Annotated in this window: 12 protein-coding genes; 2 read left to right on the top strand and 10 right to left on the bottom strand. The window is 63.1% G+C overall.

The window, feature by feature from the left end:
• Positions 1-7 precede the first annotated feature (7 nt).
• The 5 genes from FHS84_RS15190 to FHS84_RS15170 form a co-directional block, all read right to left on the bottom strand.
• Positions 8-1,294, bottom strand: a complete 1,287-nt coding sequence (locus tag FHS84_RS15190) for a serine hydrolase domain-containing protein (protein WP_166935821.1) — start codon at positions 1,292-1,294, stop codon at positions 8-10.
• A gap of 11 nt (positions 1,295-1,305) precedes the next feature.
• Positions 1,306-2,658, bottom strand: coding sequence for a Gfo/Idh/MocA family protein (locus FHS84_RS15185; protein ID WP_166935819.1), 1,353 nt, complete (start codon positions 2,656-2,658; stop codon positions 1,306-1,308).
• 11 nt (positions 2,659-2,669) lie between these two features.
• Entirely contained in the window at positions 2,670-3,950 is a 1,281-nt protein-coding gene (locus tag FHS84_RS15180; protein WP_208393897.1) for an endo-1,4-beta-xylanase, read from the bottom strand.
• 81 nt (positions 3,951-4,031) lie between these two features.
• Entirely contained in the window at positions 4,032-5,252 is a 1,221-nt protein-coding gene (locus FHS84_RS15175; RefSeq protein ID WP_166935817.1) for an endo-1,4-beta-xylanase, read from the bottom strand.
• Complete coding sequence (locus tag FHS84_RS15170; RefSeq protein WP_166935815.1) at positions 5,249-8,164, bottom strand: glycosyl hydrolase 115 family protein; 2,916 nt, start codon at positions 8,162-8,164, stop codon at positions 5,249-5,251. The genes FHS84_RS15175 and FHS84_RS15170 overlap by 4 nt, the downstream gene beginning before the upstream one ends.
• Before the next feature lie 98 nt (positions 8,165-8,262).
• Here FHS84_RS15170 and FHS84_RS15165 point away from each other — a divergent pair, with 98 nt between their 5' ends.
• Entirely contained in the window at positions 8,263-9,579 is a 1,317-nt protein-coding gene (locus FHS84_RS15165; RefSeq protein ID WP_208393896.1) for an alpha/beta hydrolase family protein, read from the top strand.
• On the opposite strand, the gene FHS84_RS15160 is transcribed toward FHS84_RS15165, so the two are convergent.
• The 3 genes from FHS84_RS15160 to FHS84_RS15150 form a co-directional block, all read right to left on the bottom strand.
• Positions 9,560-10,672, bottom strand: coding sequence for an endo-1,4-beta-xylanase (locus FHS84_RS15160; protein ID WP_166935813.1), 1,113 nt, complete (start codon positions 10,670-10,672; stop codon positions 9,560-9,562). The genes FHS84_RS15165 and FHS84_RS15160 overlap by 20 nt on opposite strands.
• A gap of 76 nt (positions 10,673-10,748) precedes the next feature.
• Positions 10,749-13,010 carry a glycoside hydrolase family 52 protein gene (locus tag FHS84_RS15155; RefSeq protein ID WP_166935811.1) on the bottom strand — a complete coding sequence of 754 codons (2,262 nt, stop codon included), beginning with the start codon at positions 13,008-13,010 and terminating at the stop codon, positions 10,749-10,751.
• Positions 13,011-13,114: 104 nt separating this feature from the next.
• On the bottom strand, positions 13,115-14,482 hold the full coding sequence (locus tag FHS84_RS15150) for an MFS transporter (RefSeq protein ID WP_166935809.1): 1,368 nt from the start codon (positions 14,480-14,482) through the stop codon (positions 13,115-13,117).
• Positions 14,483-14,802: 320 nt separating this feature from the next.
• Between FHS84_RS15150 and manD the strand changes: the two genes are divergently transcribed.
• A complete protein-coding gene (gene manD / locus FHS84_RS15145) occupies positions 14,803-16,017 on the top strand; it encodes a D-mannonate dehydratase ManD (protein WP_208393895.1) in 1,215 nt (404 codons plus the stop codon).
• A gap of 90 nt (positions 16,018-16,107) precedes the next feature.
• Here manD and FHS84_RS23110 read toward each other — a convergent pair whose 3' ends face one another.
• Together FHS84_RS23110 and FHS84_RS15135 are read right to left on the bottom strand one after the other, a co-directional pair.
• Positions 16,108-16,332, bottom strand: coding sequence for a superinfection immunity protein (locus FHS84_RS23110; protein WP_166935807.1), 225 nt, complete (start codon positions 16,330-16,332; stop codon positions 16,108-16,110).
• A gap of 327 nt (positions 16,333-16,659) precedes the next feature.
• Positions 16,660-19,725 (bottom strand): efflux RND transporter permease subunit, encoded by a 3,066-nt coding sequence (locus FHS84_RS15135; protein ID WP_166935805.1) that lies wholly within the window; start codon positions 19,723-19,725, stop codon positions 16,660-16,662.
• Positions 19,726-19,731: the final 6 nt, after the last annotated feature.

Here is a 19,731-nt window from a genome sequence, read left to right as displayed (position 1 = left end):
CTTGTCGTCATTGGGGCGGCAGGGCGGACGGATCGACGCCTGCATAAACCGCATCGCGGAAGGCTTTGTGCGCCGGCACTTTGCCGAACGGCTGGTATTGGGTGAAGAAAACGGCCGTCAGCTTGTTCTTGGGATCGACCCAGAACAGCGTATAGGCGGCGCCATCCCAGAAAAACTCGCCGACTTCGCCCGCCGCTTCGTCAGCGGTCTGGGGCGGATCGGTGCGCACGGCGAAGTCGATGCCGAAGCCGACCGTGCCTTTCGACGGCAGCCACGACCGCTCGGTGACCGCCGGATCGAGCACGCTGGTGCTCATCAGCTTGACGGTGGCGGGCTTCAGAATGCGCACGCCGTCGAGTTCGCCGCCCCCCGCCAGCATGCGGGCGAAGCGGGAGTAATCGTCGAGCGTCGAGGTCAGGCCGAAGCCGCCCGGCGTCATCGCCCAGTGCCCGGTGTTGAGCGTGATCGAAGTATCGTCAATCTTGCGCGTGAAGGTGCCGTCTTCGTCGCGTTCGTAGATCGCCGCGAGGCGGTCGCGCTTTTCCGGCGGCACGAAGAAGCCGGTGTCGGTCATGTGCAACGGCGTGAGGATTTTCTCCTGTACATATTGCGCGAACGGCTTGCCGGAAATGCGCTGCACCAGCAAAGCCTGGACATCGACGCCGAAACTGTAACGCCATTTCTCGCCGGGCTGATATTCGAGCGGCAGCGAGCCGAGCGCTTTGGCGAAGTCGTCAAGCGAATGGCTGAGCGCCAAGGGATTGGCGGCGTCGCATCCGGCCTTCAGTTCCGGCAGATTGTCCTTGCTGCAATAGGTGAGCCCGGCGGTGTGGCGGGCGACATCGCGGATGGTCATCGGCCGGTTCGGCGCCGTCAGAATGGGAGCGCCCGACGCATCGGTGCCGGCATAGACTTTCACGTTGGCGAGTTCCGGAATGTATTTGGCGACCGGATCGTCGAGGCGGAACTTGCCCTCTTCCCACAATGACATCAGCGCCACGCCGGTGATCGGCTTGGTCATCGAATAGATCGACACGATGGTATCGCGCGCCATCTTGCGCCCGGCTTCGCGGTCGGCGGCACCGAAGGCTCCGAAATAGACTTCCTTGCCGTTTTCGGTGACCAACGCCGAGACGCCGACCAGCTTGCCGGTGTCGGTGAAGCCTTTCAGGACCTGATCGACATGCGCGGGATTAGGCACTCCCGGCGCGGCGGCCCGCGGCTCCTGCAGCGAGGCGCACCCCGAAAGCACAACCAAGGCCGTGGCTGCCATCAGCAGTTTGCGCAACGACATGAGAGCTTCCTTCAAACCAACGCCGGGTGCTTCCACGGCCCCCGATAGGGCCGCGCCAACCGCCTTTGCGCTTCTTCGTCGCCGATAACGCGTTCGGCTTTGCCGTCCCAGCGGATCGGGCGGCCGAGATCCATCGCCATGTTGGCGAGAATGACGCTGGAGGTGGAGATGTAGCCCTCTTCGATATCGGCGACCGGGCGGCGCTTCTGTTCGATCGCGGCAATGAAGTCGCGCATGTTTGGCCGGGTCAGCGGCACGAGCTGACGGTCCATCGGCAGGAGTTTGGCGTCGTTGGGGAACTTCTTCATCTCGGCCGTGAGATCGCCGCTGAGCTTGTCGCCGCCGCCGACCGGCACGAATTCGTAGTTCACCGAGCCGAGCGTCAGCGTGCCTTTGTCGCCGTAAAGCTTGGCGCCCCAGGCTCCGGCGGGACCGTCCGGAATCTCCGCCCATTCGCGATTGGTCCAGCTCATCAAGAGATCGTCGAATTCCCATTGCGCCGTCTGGGTATCGACCACCGTGGCCGGGGAATTCTTGTCGACATAGGTGCCGCCGACCGAGGAAATCCGTTTCGGCCAGCGCAGATCCAGCATCCAGCGCACCGTATCCATGAAATGCACGCCGAGATCGGCGATATAGCCGTTGCCGAATTCGCGGAAGGACCGCCAGTTGATGGGATGGATGTTGGGCCGGTAGTCCACGAACGGCGCCGGGCCGACATACGTGTTCCAGTCGAGCGTCTTGGGCGGGATCGTCACCGGCGGGAATGAGGCTTGGCGCTGGTGATAGAGCCCGTAAAGTTCGACATGGCCGATCTTGCCCAGCCGTCCCTCTTTGACGATACGGTCGCGCGCTTCGATGTGCGGCGGCGAAGCGCGACGCTGGGTACCGACCTGCACCACTCTATTGGCAGCCCGCGCGGCTTCGAGCACCGCCTTGCCTTCGGCGACATCGACCGTCACCGGCTTTTCGAGATAAACGTGCGCGCCTGCTTTGAGCGCGGCGATGGCCGGAAGCGCATGCCAGTGATCGGGCGTGGCGACGATCACGATGTCGAACTGATGCTTTTTCAGCATCTGGCGATAGTCGCCGTAGAACTCGGGCTTGCGGGTCTGGCGCACCATCGAATCCGGGAACGCTGCGATGCGGGCGGCCATATCCGCGAGCATCAGGCGATCGACGTCGCACAACGCCACCACGTCGACCGGGGCGACCTGCATCAGCGCGAACAGGTTGCAGCGCCCCATCCAGGCCGAACCGATCAGGCCGACGCGCCAGGGTTTCGGTGCCGCATAGGCGCTCCAGCCGGAACTGAGGAAGGTTGCGGCGGCCGCGCCGCCAAGAACTTCACGCCGGCTGGTCATGGGATGGTCTCCTAGGCAGGGGTCATCGGCAATAACGGTCGGGACGGCGCCGCGGCGATGGCATCGACGATGGCCCGACGCAGCGGCTTCGGCTGGAACTCGTCGTCGTATGGCAGCGGCCGCTTAGGCAGTCCGTCCGGCCGCGGCGAAGTGTTCTGGAGCCAGGAGTACTTGTCGCAAAGCCCCCAGGCCATGACGTAGCGCGTCTGCGGATAGCTGAGCACGATGTCGAGATAGGCCTTGGCATACTCGGCCACGACCTTGTCGCGCTCGACGAGCGTGCCGGGAACGGTCTTGTCGTTGACGTCGAATTCGGTGACGACCAGATCGAGCCCCATGCCCGTCACGGCGTCGAGGAACTTCCGCCACTCGACGACATCGGCGTCACCGAGCAATCCGGTGGAGGCGCCCATGCCGTTGGAACCGATATGGGCCTGGATGCCGAGCGCGTCGACCGGCACGTTCGCTTTCTTGAGCCGCTCGAGCAGTTTCAGCACGCCGGCGCGGTGGGTGGCGTCCTTGGGCGACCAGCTCATGTAGTCGTTGTAGACGAGCTGGGCCTTGGGCGCGGCCTCGCGCGCGGCGCGGAAGCAGAAGTCGATCACTTCCGGGCCCATCGCCTTGGTGAAAGGCGACTCTTCCATTTCGCCGGTGGCGGGCGCGATCGACTCGTTGACCACGTCGTAGGAGAAAATCCGCTCGGCATAGCGGCTGCACACCGTCTTGATGTGCTCGCGCAGGAACTTTTCCGCCGCCGCGGCGGGCTTGGAACCGAAATCGAGCTTGTTCACCCATTCGGGCAGCCAGCGGCCGCGGTTCCACAACAGCGTGTGACCGCGCACCGGCAACGCATACTGCTCGGCGAAATGCATCAGGAGATCGGCGCGGGAGAAATCGAACCCCTTCGGCGTCGGCCGCAGGGCGTAGAGCTTGAGTTCGTTTTCCGGCACCAGAATGCCGCACTGCGCCACCAGGAGCGCGCGCATCTGCGGATCGTCGAAGCCGGCCTTGAGCTTGGCGAATTGCTTCATGCCCGGCGCCGTCGATGCCGACTTGCCGGGGCCGGTGCCGAGGCAGGAGCCGAACGCCAGGCCTTTCTCGTAGGCGAGGCCGTTGAGCGAATCCGGCGCCGTCCCCGCCTTGGGGTAGTTGCGATGATGGTGGATCCGGCCGCGGCCATGCTTCTTGTCGCGCTTGGGCGCACCGGCAAAGGCGCCGTCTGCGGCGAGCGCTCCCACCGCGGCCCAAGCAAGGCTCTGGCTCATCCAATCCCGGCGCGACAATCGACTCATGGCATTCGTCCTCCCCGCCAACGGTAACGCCGCAACCCTGTTCCGTCCAAGCCCGCGACCCGCGACTTAAGTATGGGACGATTATGACGGCGTCGCGGCAGGGCGGTTGGGAGCCGCCGCAAACGCCGCCGCAAAGGCCTCGCGCAACGGCTTGGCAAGGTAGTGATCGTCGTAAGGCGCGCAGCGCTGCGGCAGGCCGTCGGCGCGCAGCACGAATTCCTGCAGCCAGGAATGCTTGTCGACCAGACCCCAGGCCATAACGTACCGGGTCGCCTTGTTGGCCAGCATGATGTCGAAAAAGGCCTTGCCGAGATCGGCCACAGCGCGGTCGCGCTCTTTGATGTCGGTCGGCAGCGGCTTGTCGTTGATATCGAACTCGGTGATCATCAGGCCGTAGCCCATCCCCGCCACATCGTCGAGGAACTTCACCCAGGCCTTCTCGTCGCGCGAAGCGGCGATGCCGCCGGTATTGGGAAAACCGATATGGGCCTGCACGCCCAGCGCGTCGACCGGCAGGTTTTTCTTCTTGCAGTATTCCAAGAGCTTGAGGATCGCGGCGCGATGGGTGCCGTCGGGGTTCCAGCTCGGAAAATCGTTGTAGACCAGCTCGGCGTGCGGCGCGGCCTCCTTGGCGGCGTGGTAGCAGATGTCGACCACATTCCAGCCGAGGTATTTCGTGAACGGCGTATCCTCGAACTGACCGGTCTTGGGATCGATGGTCTCGTTGATGACGTCGTAACTGAATATGTCTTTGCCGTAGCGCTTGCACACCTTGAAGATGTGCTCCTTCAGCATCTTCTCGGCGGCCGTGGCCGGGCGCGAACCGAAATCGAGGGTCGAGACCCAGCGCGGCGTCCAGCGCATCGCATTCCAGAGCAGATTATGGCCGCGCACCTTGAGCCCGTTGGCGCGGGCCCAGCGCACGATCTTGTCGGCGCGGGTGAAATCGAAGGTTTTGGCGTCGGGGCGCACGACATACCATTTGAGTTCGTTCTCGTGCACCACCGCCCCGCACTCGCGAATGATGAGGGCGCGATTGTCGGGATCGTCGAACGAGATCGGCCGCCGCGGCCGTGCCAGCACTTCGGGCGGCAACAGGGCGAGGCCCTCCTTGGTCGAATCGAGACCGATGGCGCTGCCGAACATCATGCCTTTCGACGCCGCCAGCGCATTGAGGGTGCCGGGCGCGCTGCCCGCCTTGGCTGCAGACTTGGCAGCAGATTTGGCGGCGAACGCCGGATCGAGCGGCAAGGCCGCGGCCATACCGAGAGCCATGCAATCACGCCGGGAGAATTTCGTCATGGCGAAGTCCTTTCGATGCGGGTCTCAGGAATAGGACCATAGCTCTTCGGCGCCTCGTCGAACGCGATCTCGAAGCGATCGAGAATCAGGCCCGGATCGAGAGCGTAAACCGTCAGCGTATGGGCACCAGGCTTGAGTTTCAGGCCGTGAATCTTGGCGACAGCGGTGTTGGAGAGGACATGCTGGCGCCAGCTTTCGGTGAACTCGGCGGCGAAGAAATCGATCACCGTCAGCGGCCCGCCGTCGATCGACACCGCCGCCCGCATGCCGTTCTTCGAGGTGAGCGGCTGCACCGGCAGAGCGATGACTTTCAGCGTTGCGCCCTCGTCCTGCACCAGATCGTAGCCGCGCTTGGTCGCGGTGGCGAAACGGTAGCTGGCGTGCGGGGCGCGCGCGAGCGCCGCTTCCGGCGTGATCGTCTCCTGGGTGATAAGGCTCCTCAGCGAAGCGCCGGTGTGACCGAGACCGTCGAGCACTTCCCAGCCGGGCGACTTCTCGTCGGCATGGCTGGCATAGATCGACACCACATTGTCGTCCTCGACGAACGACACATCCTTGACCGCCGGATTGGCGGGTGCGGTGCGGATGGTGATCGGCATCGCCTTGCCTTCCAGCTTCGCACCAGACTTGGCGCTGTCGGCGGAAATCGATCCGCACTGCGCCAGGATTCCGGCCGTGGCGCCGTCCGGCGCCTTCGACCAGTCGATGCCGATCCAGACGCGCTGTTCGGGATGCTTGGCATCGAGCGTGCCGGAGGTGGCGCTGAGCGTAATCCACGGCTTGGTCGGTTTGAGACTCCATGTGGCGGTGGTGGGGCCAGTGAGGAAGAAGTCGAGATAGCGCTGGCGCGGCAGCACGCGCTGGAAATTGGTCAGCCGCTGCGGCCAGCCGCCGCCCGCGAAATAACCGCCGTCCTCGGTCTGCCAGCCGCAGCCCTTGTCTGCCGCGTGATCCCATTTCGGCAGATGCGGGGCGTCGTAGGCCGGCAGGTCGTGCGGATGAATGCCCATCATGCCGCGCCATTTTCCGTTCAGCATGGTGTCGTTGTAAGTGCGGGCATCGGCATCGATCTGCTTCTGCGCGGCGCGGGCATCGGCGGAATACTGATTGGCGCTGATCCGGCGCTGCAGGCCGTAGGTGATGGTCTTGTCGATCGAAAGCTGGCGGATATTGGTCAGCGCCGCGGCATTGACCGGATACTGCACCAACTGGAAGAACGCCGGCTTCTGGTCCGCCGGCATGGTCGCCATCAGTTTCTTGGCCTTGGCCATCAGAGCGCGATAAGCGTCCATGCGGCGGGCGTTCTCGTCGCCGTAGGCCAGCATGTTGAATTCGGTCTGGCTGACCGCCGTTTCGGGGAACGCGTTCGACCACGCCATGAATTCGGGATTGCGGACGAAGGCGAGATTGTAATAGCCCCACAGGATGTCGGCGACAGCATCGGCTTTGGCGGCACCGAAATTCTCCGCCGCGAACGCCTTCAGATGCGCCTTGACCGACGCGACATCGGGGAAGCGGCCGGCATCGAAACCGATGTCCATGAAGAGCTGGGTCAGATACTCGCCCGGCTTGATGTCGCCGACATTCAAGATCCAGTAATTGCGGGCGTTGAATTTGACCGCCTTGTCCATCTCTTCCCACATCAGCGCCGGATGGGTCGAGGCAAGCCACAAATAGCTCATCGGCCCGCCCCAATAGGAGATGTGGTAATAGACGCCCGCTCCGCCCGAGCGCGCCCGCTCCTCGGCATTGGAAAGGCGGCGGATGTAGCCGAAATTGTCGTCGGGCCAGACCAGCGTGACATCGTCCGACACTTTCAGTCCGGCGTCATAGGCGGGCAGCACTTCCTTGTACGGCGTGAATACCTGCGGAATCTGGTTCGCCGGTTTGCCGAGGCGCTTTTCCAGAATCTCGCGCTGCGCCGCGAACACGTCTTCGAGGATTTTCGCCATGCCTTGCGGCGTGTCGGCCCCCGCCATGGGATAATCGTCGGCGCCGCGCAGGCCGACGGTATAGACGTTGTCGTACTTGCCGAAATCCTTCACCGCGCCATCCCAGTAATCGATCATGCGCTGGCGGTTGGCGACGAAATTGTAGTCGCCCATGGTCTTCGAATCCCACTCGTGCGGGTTCGAGCGCAGCATCATCTCGACATGGGATGTGCCGTGGACGATGGCGTAATCGCCCGCCATTTCGGGATTGCCGGGAACCTTGTTGAAGGCTTCGCTGACGGTGTGCATCGCAGGCCAGATCGTGTTGGCCCTGAGCCGCCACATCAGTTCGTAGATGCGGGCGTAGGTCTTGGGACCGAGATTGCCGAATTTCTTGTCGTAGGTTTTCGCCGCCCACGGGAACAGGCCGTATTCCTCGTCGTTGAGGAAAATGCCGCGATATTTGACGGTCGGCTCCTTGGAGGTGAACGGCGCATCGTTGACCGCGACGCGCGTTTTCTTGGCGATCTTGACGTCGGCCCACCATTCCCACGGCGACACACCCATTTCGCGGGAAAGATCGATCGCGCCCCAGACCGCGCCGCGAGTATCGGAGCCAAAAATCACCAGCACTTTGCGGCCGTTGTGGTCGACGACGGCACGGCCATAGGTCTCCCATTTGCCCGCCACCGCAGCGGTATCGATGTTGTTCGCTTTGAGCAGCGCGGCGATTTCGGGCTGGTCGATCCGGCCGATCAGAACCGCAGGTCCCTTGGCGGGAAGCGCCGCGGCGACCGTCACTTTGTGCCCGGACAGCGCGCCGAGATCGTGCGCCAGAAGTTCGGCGGCTTTGGTGAGCGGTGTGCCCTCGGCATGGACGATGGTCGCGGTGGAGCCGCCCTCGTACAACGCCAGTTCGGCCTCGGCCGGTGCCGCAACCGCCAGACCGGCAATAACGAGCGACAGAACCACCGTTTTCATGGCAACCTCTCCTGGAAACGCGCCTGCCTCTTCGGGCATAGTCGCGGGTGATACCGGTACCACTGAAGCCGAAGGCCGACAACGGGGGAAGGCTGACCATGAAACGATTTGCCGTCGCAGCACTGGCCGTTTTGCTGATGGGTGCCACGCAAGCCGACGACGAATACCAAAATCTGCTGGCCCGACTTCATATCACATCTTTGCGAGGTGGCGCCGACGGGATGAATCCCAAGGCCCCCAACTTCGCCAATTTCGACGAAGCGCGCGTCGGCCGCTACACCCTGCCCGATCCGCTCCGTTTGGCGAACGGCACGGCGGTTACAACGCCCGATAGTTGGTGGACCAAACGGCGGCCGGAAATCGCCGCTGAGTTCGAATCCGAAGTCTACGGCCGCCTGCCCGCCAACATTCCGGCGGTGCGCTGGGAGGCGACGGGCGCCGAGGTGCCTTCGAACCGCGCCGTCCAAGCGGTCACCACCCATTTTGTCGGCCATGTCGACAATCGGAGCGATCCCACCCGCAAGGTCGATATCGCGATGGACCTGACCCTGCCCGCGGGCCGCGACAAACCGGTGCCGGTGATGATCGTGCTGACCTGGCATGGGCCTTGGGACAATGCCCCGGTGCCGCCGGGCCAAGGCGCGGACTGGCGCGACCAGGTGCTCGCGGCCGGATGGGGCTATGCCGAATACGTGCCGACCACCGTGCAGCCGGACGATCCCAAGAAGCTCAACGAAGGCATCATCGGCCTCGTCAACAACGGCGCGCCGCGGCCGCTCGATCAATGGGGCGCCTTGCGCGCCTGGGCTTGGGGCGTCAGCCGGGTCATCGATCTCTTGGCCGCCGACAAACGCATCGACGCCCACCGGATCGGCGTCGCCGGGCATTCGCGCTATGGCAAGGCGGCGCTGGTGGCGATGGCGTTCGAGCCGCGGCTCGCCATCGGTTACATCTCGTCGTCGGGCGCGGGCGGGGCCAAACTGCTCCGGCGCAATTACGGCGAGCAACTCGAAAACCTCGCCGGCGAAGGCGAACATCATTGGATGGCAGGCAACTTCGTCCGCTACGCCGGGCCGCTCACGGCAAACGATCTGCCGGTCGATGCCCACGAATTGATCGCGCTGGCCGCGCCGCGGCCGCTGTTTCTCAGCGCGGGGATCGGCGACGGCACCAAGCCGATGGAAGACGGCTGGACCGATCAGCGCGGCATGTTCCTCGCGACCGTTGCGGCCGGACCGGTCTATCGCTTGCTCGGCGCCAGCGATCTCGGCACCGAGACCATGCCGCCGGTCGGCACCGAAGTGACAAAAGGGGCGCTGGCGTGGCGCCAACACCCCTTCGGTCATACCATGCAGCCCAATTGGACCGCGTTTCTCGCCTTCGCCAAGGCGCGGCTTACTGCACCGCTTCCTTGATGATCGCCGCGACCGCGGGCTTCGGCTGATAAGCGCGGTCGAACAGCAGCGAATAGGCGGTGCGGCCGCGGATCGGCCAGCCGTTGTGCCAGGTGTCGTTGTCGGTGACGCCCCACAGGGTGACGCGATCGACCACATCCTTGTGCTTCAGAGCGATGGCGAAGACCCGCGCATAGCGCTCGGTGAGCTTCTGCTGCACGTCGTCCGGCAAGCCCTTCACATAGGGATTGTACTTGGGATCGGCCGCGAGGCTGAGAGCGATATCGGCAGTGACGCCCGCACCCGGACGCGGCAGCACGTCGACATCGAGTTCGGTCAGCGCAATCTTGAAGCCCAGCTTGGCGTAGTCGGCGATGGCGTCGTCAAGGAGCTGCAGATCGGGCTCGCCGATCATGTAATGCGCCTGGATGCCGACCGTGGTGACCGGCGCGCCCGCCGCCTTCAGCCGCTTGAGCAGCGCCAGCGCCCCGGCCCGCTTCTGCGGATATTCGATATTGTAGTCGTTGTAGAGCAGTTCCGCATTGGGATCGGCCTCGTGCGCCCATTGGAACGCCTTGACGATGAACTCCTCGCCGCAGATCTGGTACCACGGCGTCTGGCGCATCTGGCCGTCGTCGCCCACCGCTTCGTTGACCACGTCCCAGGCCTTGATCTTGCCTTTGTAGCGGCCGACCACGGTGAAGATGTGATCCTTGAGACGCGCCAACAGTTCGTCCTTCGAAAGCGGCGTGCCGTTGGGGTGCGCGAACACCCAGGCCGGGGTCTGCTGATGCCAGACCAGCACATGGCCGACGGTGAAGAGATTGTGCTTCTGGCCGAACGCGACGTATTCGTCGCCGAGACGGAAATCGTATTCGCCCAAGCGCGGATGCACGCGTTCCCATTTGAGATCGTTGCCCGGCGTGATCGAGCTGAAGTTCGCCAGCACCACGTCCTGGGCCTTGGCGTCGCGGCCGGTGATCTGGGCCGTATCCATCGCCGCGCCGATCACGAAGGCGCCTTTGTAGGCGTCCTTCAATGCCGGATCGGCGGATGCGGCCGCGGTCGTCGCAGCCAGCACGGCGGCGAGCGCCAGAGCTTTCGTATAGGTCATGCCACTTCCTCCCTCTTGTGCGAACGGCCGGGGTTGACCCGGCCGTTCTCTACCGTTGTCTAGATGACGTACGAGATCAGTCGATCCAGAGTGCCGAAGTGATGATTCTCGGATAATAGCGGCTGGCCTTGCCTTCGCCCGACACGATCTGATCGCAGCAGGCCCAATAAGCGCTGCCGACGGTCTGCCACTTCGTATGCGCGGCATCGGCCTTCTTGAAGACCTCGGCCACGGCCGGGTCCTTGTCGAGACCGAACACCTTGCGGGTGACGTGCATGAAGATCGAGATCTTGCTCATCCACGAATTGTTCGACGTCGACGAGAGCTTGATGCCGCCGTCGGCAAAGGTGTTGCGCCCCTGCGGATCGGTCAGCAATTTGCGGGTATGCTCCTTGAGCGCGTCGTACATGCGCTTCTCGGAGGGGCTCGCAAAAACCTGCTCGAGAGTCTCGCCGGCATAGCCGGTCTTCACATAGTAGAGCGGATAGGCGCAGCCTTCGGTCGCCGGCAGAATGCGCGAAGCATAGCCGGGATTGTCCTTCTCGAAGATCGCCGGCAAGACGCCGTCGACCGCCTGATCGGCAACGAAGCCCGCCACCTTCTTGGCCAGTTCGAGCGACTTTTCGGCCGACTTCTTGTCGCCGAGATCGCGGAACAACAACGCCAAGGTGCGATAGGTCGCCCAGCTCTTGACCGCCATGTAGACGTTGTTGCGCGTCTGGGCGAGGCTGTGGTCGAGACTGTCGTAGGTGGTGATTTCCTGGCCGCCTGCGGTCTTGGTCGAGTCGTATTGCGCGAAACCGACCTCGCCGCCGCGGTTGATCATCGATTCGAGAATTTCGGCGACGATCTTCTTGCTCTTCTTGAGCCAGGCGGTGTCGCGCGTCTTGGCGACATAGCAGCCCGCCGTCAGCGTCCAGTTGCACAGCTGTTCGACCGTCATATAGCTGAAGGTCGAAGTGAGGTTGGCGAGTTCGTAGGACGAACGGCCCTTGGGCGCGAAGTTGTTGTGGGCGCCCATGTCGTGACAGAAGGAAATGCCGCCCGGCTTCTTGTCATAGGGACGCGCAAGCTGCGCGGCATCCGGCGGCGGCGGCGGCTGGCTCGGATCGTGATCGAATCCGTGCGCGCCCTTGAACTCGTCCTTATAGACCTTGACCTCGTCGGTGTAGCTGTAATGGGCGACGAAGTTGTCCAGGAGGTTCTTGACCACCCACGGATTGCGGTCGAGTTCCCAGAACACATGGTCGACCGAAAGGTCGAGGGTGTTCATCATGCAGTACTCGCCTTCGTTCACCACCCAGAACGGCTGCTTGTCGACGTCCAGGAGCTGGGTCGAACCGTAATAGGAATGCGTGGCGTGGCTGATGAGGAACTTCTGGTCGGCGGAGAGCGCCGTCGCTTCCAGCTTGGCCGAAAGAGCCTCGGCCTCGTCCGCCATCTTGCCGGCGGAATCGAGTGTCGACTTCAGCACGTCGGTCAGATCGGTGAAATAGCGGGTGTAGAGATATTTGCCGGAAATGCCGGTGGTGACCGGAGCTTCGAGATAGGAGCCGATCGCCAGCACGAGGCAATACTTCTTGCCGGCCGGCACTTCGAAACCGATGCCGGGGCACGAACCCAACAGGTGCACCGGATTGTATTTCTCGCGGATGCCGTCGGTCGCCGACCAGCGCATGAAACCGAACGCTTCGGGATGATCGGCCTTGCCGGCGCCGGTGATGTCGACCACTTCCGCGGCCACGCCCGCCTCACGGCGGAACGCGAAGCCGACGCGGGTCTTGCCGCCGAGATCGTCGACGATCATGCGCGGACCGGTGCGGGCATGGTTGAGGGCGAAGATGCCCGTCTTCGGCTTGGTGCCCTTGGTGTTGTCGACGACGAGGCGCGCGACCACCGCCGGACGCAGGGCGTCACGCATCTCTTTGTCCGAGGCCTTGGCCGGATCGGGAATGGCGCCGAACGGGGTATAGACCGTGAAGGCCATGTCGTCGGCAACCCAGGAGTCCGTCGCCCAGGAATAGAAGCGCTTGATTTCGTCGGGGCTGAAGGTCACGGCGTCGGGGCGCACATTGGCTTCCGACGGGCCGGCGGTTTCGGCGGTGAAGGCTTCCATCGCGGTGGAGGCGGCGCCGATATAGAACGGCAGGCACTTCAAGGGGGCGTCGGCATAACGGTCGCCGTCGATCACGCCGATGAAGACTTCCTGGTCGCCGGGCGATCCGATCTGCAGGCCGATACCGCCGCGCGTGCCGGGATTGCCGCAGGTGAAGCTCATGAAGGCGCCCATCGGAGAATGCTGGGCGTTGAACGTAATGGGACCGGACATCGGGGTCATGGGTTCCTCGCGGGAGAGTTATTGTTCTTGCTCAAGTATGGCGGGCGCGGGACCGGCACGATTGGATAATCCTGCCAAGTCCCGCGACCTTATTACTGCGCCGATCAGGCCTGACGCGCCTGGCGGCGGGCGATCAGTTCGTCGGCGATCTTCTTGTTCTCCGCGCGATTGAGCGGATAGATCAGAAGCAGCGCCGCCGCGATCAGGAAGCAGACACCGGCATAAAGACCGCCGGTCAGCACCACGCCATGAATGGCTTCCGGCGTCTGGGTGGTCGCCTTGGCGACATAGCCGTAGGCCGAGAACAGGCCGCCGACCGCCGCCTGGCCGAGCGTGAGGCCGATCCACAGCGCGAACACCACCGCCGAGGTGATGATGCCGGAGGCGCGACGGCCGGTCTTCCATTCGCCGAAGTCGGCGACGTCGCCCATCATCGACCACAACACCGGGCCGGAGATGCCGAACGAGAACTGGCGCAGCACTTCGGTGCCGATCACGACATAGTTGCTGTGCACCGGAATGACGATCAGGCCTAGCGTGAACACGCCGGTCAGGACCATGCTGATGAGGAACAAGAGGCGCTTGCCGATGCGGACCGAGATGGCGTTGGAGCAGGCTACGCCGATGATCAGCGAAGCGAGGCCGAAGCCGTTCATCCACGAGAACAGGTTCTCGTCGCCCTGGAACAGTTTGCAGTAGGGCAGCATGGCGTTGCCGCGGATGCAGAGCGCGGCGAAATAGAACAGCGTCACCAGGAACAGGATCGCCCACGGCCGGTTGCGGAACAGATCGCCGAGGTCCTGCGACAGCGAACTCTTCTGCTTGGGATCGGGCAGGATGCGTTCCTTGGTCGAGAGGAAGCAGATCACGAACATCACCATCGCGACCAGCATCAGGATGCCCATGGTGTACTGGTAGCCGCGGGCGAGATCGGCCGGGTCCTTGGAGCCGTGCGCGAAGATGTTGATCAGCGGCACCACCAGCGAAGCGACGATGAAGCCGGCCGAGTTGGCGGCGATCTGACGGTACTGCGCCGCGCTGTTGCGCTCGTCGGGATCGTCGGTCATCACCGCGTTGATCGAGGCATACGGCACGTTGTTCACGGTGTAGATCGTGCGCAGCAGGGCGTAGGTGACCCAGGCGTAGATCAGCTTGGCGGCGGGAGAGATTTCCGGCGTGGTGAAGGTCAAGACGCCGATGATGCCGAACGGCAGCGCGGTCCAGATCAGCCAGGGACGGAACTTGCCCCACTTGGTGACGGTGCGGTCCGCGATCACGCCCATGATCGGATTGATGAAGGCGACCGCGATGCCGATCACCAGGAACATGAATGCCGCCTTATCGGGGGGCAGCCCGAACACGTCGACGTAGAACGTCACCTGCAGGGTGATCATGAACTGGAAGACGAAATTCGCGGCAAGGTCGCCGAGCGCGTACCCGACCTTCTCACTAAAGGCCAACTTGTGAGCCATTGTTATTCTCCTCCCTGGTGCCGGCTTGGTGCCGGGCTGTGTTCGATGCGACGCGACATCGCGGCTGCCGGCGTATCGAGGCCGCTGGCCTCGAGCCCCCTGCAATGGTTGCGCTACCATATCAGCGTCTTGAACCCTGCGCCATGACCCCGCCCCTGGCAACCAAGCCGCAGGCTAAGGCTTGAACCCAGTTGTGGCGACCGCGGCTTTGTGGTACCGGTATCATAAAGTGGTACCGGTACCGCTGAGGCGGCCCCCTCGCATGTCCGCAAGGCTCGGCTCAGCATGCAAAACGGTCTCATTAAAGGAAGAGGGCCCCCATGCTGAAGATCGAATCCGCGCGCGTCATCGTCTCGAGCCCAGGGCGCAACTTCGTTACCCTCAAGATCGAGACCAATGAGGGCGTCTATGGCATCGGCGACGCCACCCTCAACGGCCGCGAACTGGCGGTCGCGAGCTATCTGCAAGATCACATCGTCCCCTGCCTGATCGGCCGTGACGCCCATCGCATCGAGGACATCTGGCAGTTCTTCTATCGCGGCGCCTATTGGCGGCGCGGGCCGGTGACGATGAGCGCCATCGCCGCCGTCGACATGGCGCTGTGGGACATCAAAGCCAAGGTGGCGGGCTTGCCGCTCTACCAGCTGCTCGGCGGCGCCGCCCGCGACAACGTGCTGGTCTATTGCCACGCCAACGGCAAGACGGTCGAAGAAACCATCGAAGATGCCTTGAAGCACAAGGAGATGGGCTACAAGGCGATCCGCCTGCAAGCCGGCGTGCCGGGACTGAAATCGACTTATGGCGTGCCCAAAGGCAAGGAAGCCTACGAACCGGCCGATGCCGACATTCCGACCGAGAATCTATGGTCGACCGAAAAATACATGCGCTCCTGCCCCAAGCTGTTCGAAGCGGGCCGCCAGGCGCTCGGCGACGACATTCACCTCTTGCATGACGTCCATCATCGCTTGACCCCGATCGAGGCGGCGCGCCTCGGCAAGGATCTCGAGCCTTATCGCCTGTTCTGGCTGGAAGACTCGGTCGACGACGACAATCAGGAAAACTTCCGCATCATCCGCCGGCACACCACCACCCCGCTCGCCATCGGCGAGATCTTCAATTCGGTGTGGGACATGAAGACCCTGATCCAGGAGCAGTTGATCGACTACATCCGCTCGACCATCGTGCACACCGGCGGCATCACCCATTTGCGCCAGATCGCGCACTTCGCCGACTTGTTCAACGTCAAGACCGGCTTCCACGGCGCCACCGACCTGTCGCCGATCACCATGGCATGCGCCCTGCACTTCGACATGGCGATCCACAATTTCGGCATCCAGGAGCACATGCCCCATTCCGAGTTGATGGAGAGCATCTTCAAGATTGGCTACACCTTCGAAGACGGCTTCATGCATCCCGGCGAAGCGCCCGGCCACGGCGTCGACATCGACGAAAAGGAAGCCGCCAAATATCCCTACAAGCGCGCCTATCTGCCGGTGAACCGGCTCGAACAAGGCGGCGCCATGACTAATTGGTAAGAACTAGTACCTTTCCCTGCCAACTCGAAGGCCGCCACCCCTCGGCGGCCTTTTTCTTTGAGCAACCGAAGTCGACGTGGAAATGGTCGCTCAATTCGGATGAATTGCTGGTCTCCGCGGCGGTGTCAGCGACCAAACGAGCGCGCCAATCCACCCTAACAACGTCCAGCCCAACAGCAGATTCAGAGCGAGGATAGCTCCGCGGCTATGGTGCTTTTGCCCGAACGCAATCCACGTCGGAAGCAGATAGACGCCAAGCAGAGCGACCAAAAACACAGAGACAATTGCCAAGTGCCAGATGCTCAGGCTTCCCATCTTCAAATCCCCCGCCTCTTTCCGTACGTAGTGTTACCTCAAGCTCCACATGCGTCATTGTGGCAGAGTGGAGCAAACGCGAAGCGTTCGCAGGCATCCGCCGAACTTTCACGATCTAAGTCGTGGTGCCGCCTGCGCGAATGCGTTTGTGCCGCACCCCCAAAAACTCCCCTTGAAGAAGGCGGGTAGTTTCCCCATTTCTTCTATATCCGAATATTTGTAAGCGAACCCCCGCCGGGGCAGATGCGCGTCTGCCCAGGGCTTCACATCATACGAAAAAGGCCGCCCATGAAGGCGGCCTTTCGCATTTCTAACGGGGAGACTAACTCAGCCCGGCGGTTCGTCCACCACCGGCGCCTTGTTGTGGTCCTGACCGATCAACAGATAGACCGACGGCACCACGAACAGCGTGAACAGCGTGCCGATCGACAAGCCGGAAGCGATCACGAGGCCGAGGTTGAAGCGCGCGGCGGCGCCGGCGCCCGAGGCCATGATCAGCGGCACCACGCCCAAGACCATGGCGGCGGTGGTCATCAGGATCGGGCGCAAGCGGATCGCGGCGGCCTCTTCGATCGCCTGGCGCTTGGCAAGGCCTTGCGCCTGAAGATCGTTGGCAAACCGCACGATCAGAATGCCGTGCTTGGAGATCAGGCCGATCAGGGTGACGAGGCCCACCTCGGTGTAGATGTTGAGCGACGCCCCGCCCACCCCGAGGGTGATGAACAGAAGCGCGCCGAAGATCGACATCGGCACGGAGATGAGAATGGTCAGAGGATCGCGGAAGCTCTCGAACAGCGCCGCCAGCGTCAGGAAGATGATGATGAGCGCGAAGAAGAAGGTCTGCGTCAGCGACGAGGACTCCTGCACCTGCTGGCGCGTCATGCCGCCGTAGTCGAGGCGATAGCCGGACGGCATCACTTTGGTGGCGATTTGCTGCAGCTTGGTCAGCGCCTCGCCCGAGGTGACGCCGGGCCGCGGAATGGCGTTGATGGTCGCCGCATTCTGCTGCTGGAAGTGGTTGAGGGATTCCGGCACCACTTCGGTCTTGAAGGTGGCGACCGCCGACAGCGGGATGGCGGTTCCGCTCGCGTTCTTGATGTAGAAGTCGCTGAGCTGGCCGAAGTTCTGGCGCGCGTCGCGCTCGACCTGCGGCACCACCTGATAGGCGCGGCCGGACAGACTGAAGTAGTTGACATAGCCGCCGCCGAGCATCGACGACATGGCGCCGCCGACGTCGCTCATGGTGAGGCCGTAGCTCGCGATCTTGTCGCGATCGAGCTTCATGCGGACCTGCGGCTGGTCGAACTTGAGGTCGGAGTCCATGAACATGAACAGACCCGACTTCAGCGCTTCGTCCATGATCTGCTGCTGCACGACGTTCAGCTTCTCGAACGGCTCGGTGGTGAGCACCGCGAACTGCACGCCAAGGCCGCGCGGACCCGGCAGCGAGGACGGCTGGAAGGCGGCGCCCTTGACGCCCGCGATTCCGGCGAACTTCTGCTGCAGCGGCTGCTGCAGTTGGGTGGCGGTCTTGGAGCGATCCGCCCACGGCTTCAACACCATGCCGGCGAAGGTCTGGCCCGGCGAAGCGACCTGGAAGATGTGCTCCACTTCCGGGAAGGTCCGGGCGATGCCGTAGGCCTGGTTCAGCCACAACAGGTTCTGGTCGAGGGTCGCGGTCGGCGACGGCGTGAACACGCCGATGATGAAGCCCTGGTCCTCTTGGGGCGCCAATTCCGACTTGGAGTAGACGAACAGGCCGTAGATGGAGCCGAGAATGATGGCCGCAAACACCACCACGACGGCGAGTTCGTTCAACGTCGCATGCAGCACCCGCTGGTAGCGGGAGTGGAGCCAGTCGAATTTCTCGTCGATATAGGAGACGACCTTGCGTTCCCAGTTCGCCTTGGTGTCGTGATGCGAGCGCAGCATGCGGCTCGCCATCATCGGCGAAAGGGTCAAGGCGTTGATGGCCGAGATCACCACCGCACCCACCAGGGTGAAGGCGAATTCGGTAAACAGCGCACCGGTGAGACCGCCCATGAACCCGATCGGCACGAACACGGCGACCAGCACCAGCGTCATGGCGATGATCGGATTGGCGAGTTCGCGGGCGCCTTGCAGCGCCGCCTCCAAGGGCGTCTTGCCCTCCTCCAAGTGGCGGCTGACGTTTTCGACCACGATAATGGCGTCGTCGACCACCAGGCCGATGGCCAGCACCAGGGCCAGCAGGGTCAGGATGTTGATGGTGAAGCCGAACATCAGCATGAAGATGCCGGTACCGATCAGCGACAACGGAATGGTGATGACCGGAATGAACACGGCCCGCGGCGATCCCAGGAAGGCGAAGATCACCAGCACCACGATCAGGATCGATTCCGCCAGGGTGGATTCGACTTCCTCGATCGAATTGTTGATGTACTTGGAGGCGTCGTAGGCGATGTTGGCCGAGAGACCCTCGGGCAGCTGCTTCTGGAGCTGCGGCAACAACGCTTTGACGCGGTTGGCGACATCGAGCACGTTGGCCGACGGCGCCACCTGAACGCTGACGATGACGGCGTATTCGCCGTCGTAGAGCACGCGGGCCGTATAGTTCTCGGCCCCGAGTTCGACGTCGGCGACATCCGACAGACGCACATAGCCGCCCTTGCTCTCGCGGATGATGAGCCGCTTGAACTCGTCGATCGACTCCATATTGGTGGAGGCGAGCAGGTTGAGCTGCACCATCTCGCCCTTGGTCTGGCCGAGGGCGGAAAGGTAGTTGTTGGCGACCAGAACCGACGAGACGTCGCGCGCCGACAGTCCGTAGGCGGCGAGCTTTTCGGGCTTCAGCCAGACGCGGACGGCGAAACGCTTCTCGCCCATGATCTGGGCCTGCTGGACGCCTTCCACCGCCTGGATCTGCGGCTGCACCACGCGGATCAGGTAATCGCTGATCTTGTTGGCCGGAAGGTCCTTCGAGGTGAAGGCGATGATCACCGAGCCGAAGGTCTCGCCCACCGACAGGCTGATCACCGAGGCCTGCGATTCCGTCGGCATCTGGTTACGGACCGAGTTCACCTGGGTGATGATTTCGGCCAGCGACTTGGAGGTGTCCTGGTTGAGGCGCAGGTTGGCGAAGATCTGCGACACGCCGAGCGAACTCGACGAGGTCATGTAGTCGATGCCGCTGGCCTGGGCCACGGCCTTCTCGATCGGCGTGGTGATGAAGCCGGCAATGGTTTCCGGCGAGGCGCCGGGATACGCGGTGGTGATGGTGACCACCGCGTTCTGCGTCAACGGGTACTGGCGCACCGTCATCGAGGTGAAGGCCTTGAGGCCCAGCACCAGAATGACGAGGCTCACGACGATGGCCAGAACCGGCCGCCGAATGAAGATGTCGGTAAAGCTCATGGCCTT

Source organism: Rhizomicrobium electricum, from assembly GCF_011762045.1.
GTDB lineage: Bacteria > Pseudomonadota > Alphaproteobacteria > Micropepsales > Micropepsaceae > Rhizomicrobium > Rhizomicrobium electricum.
This window is presented reverse-complemented; position numbering and strand designations above follow the sequence as displayed.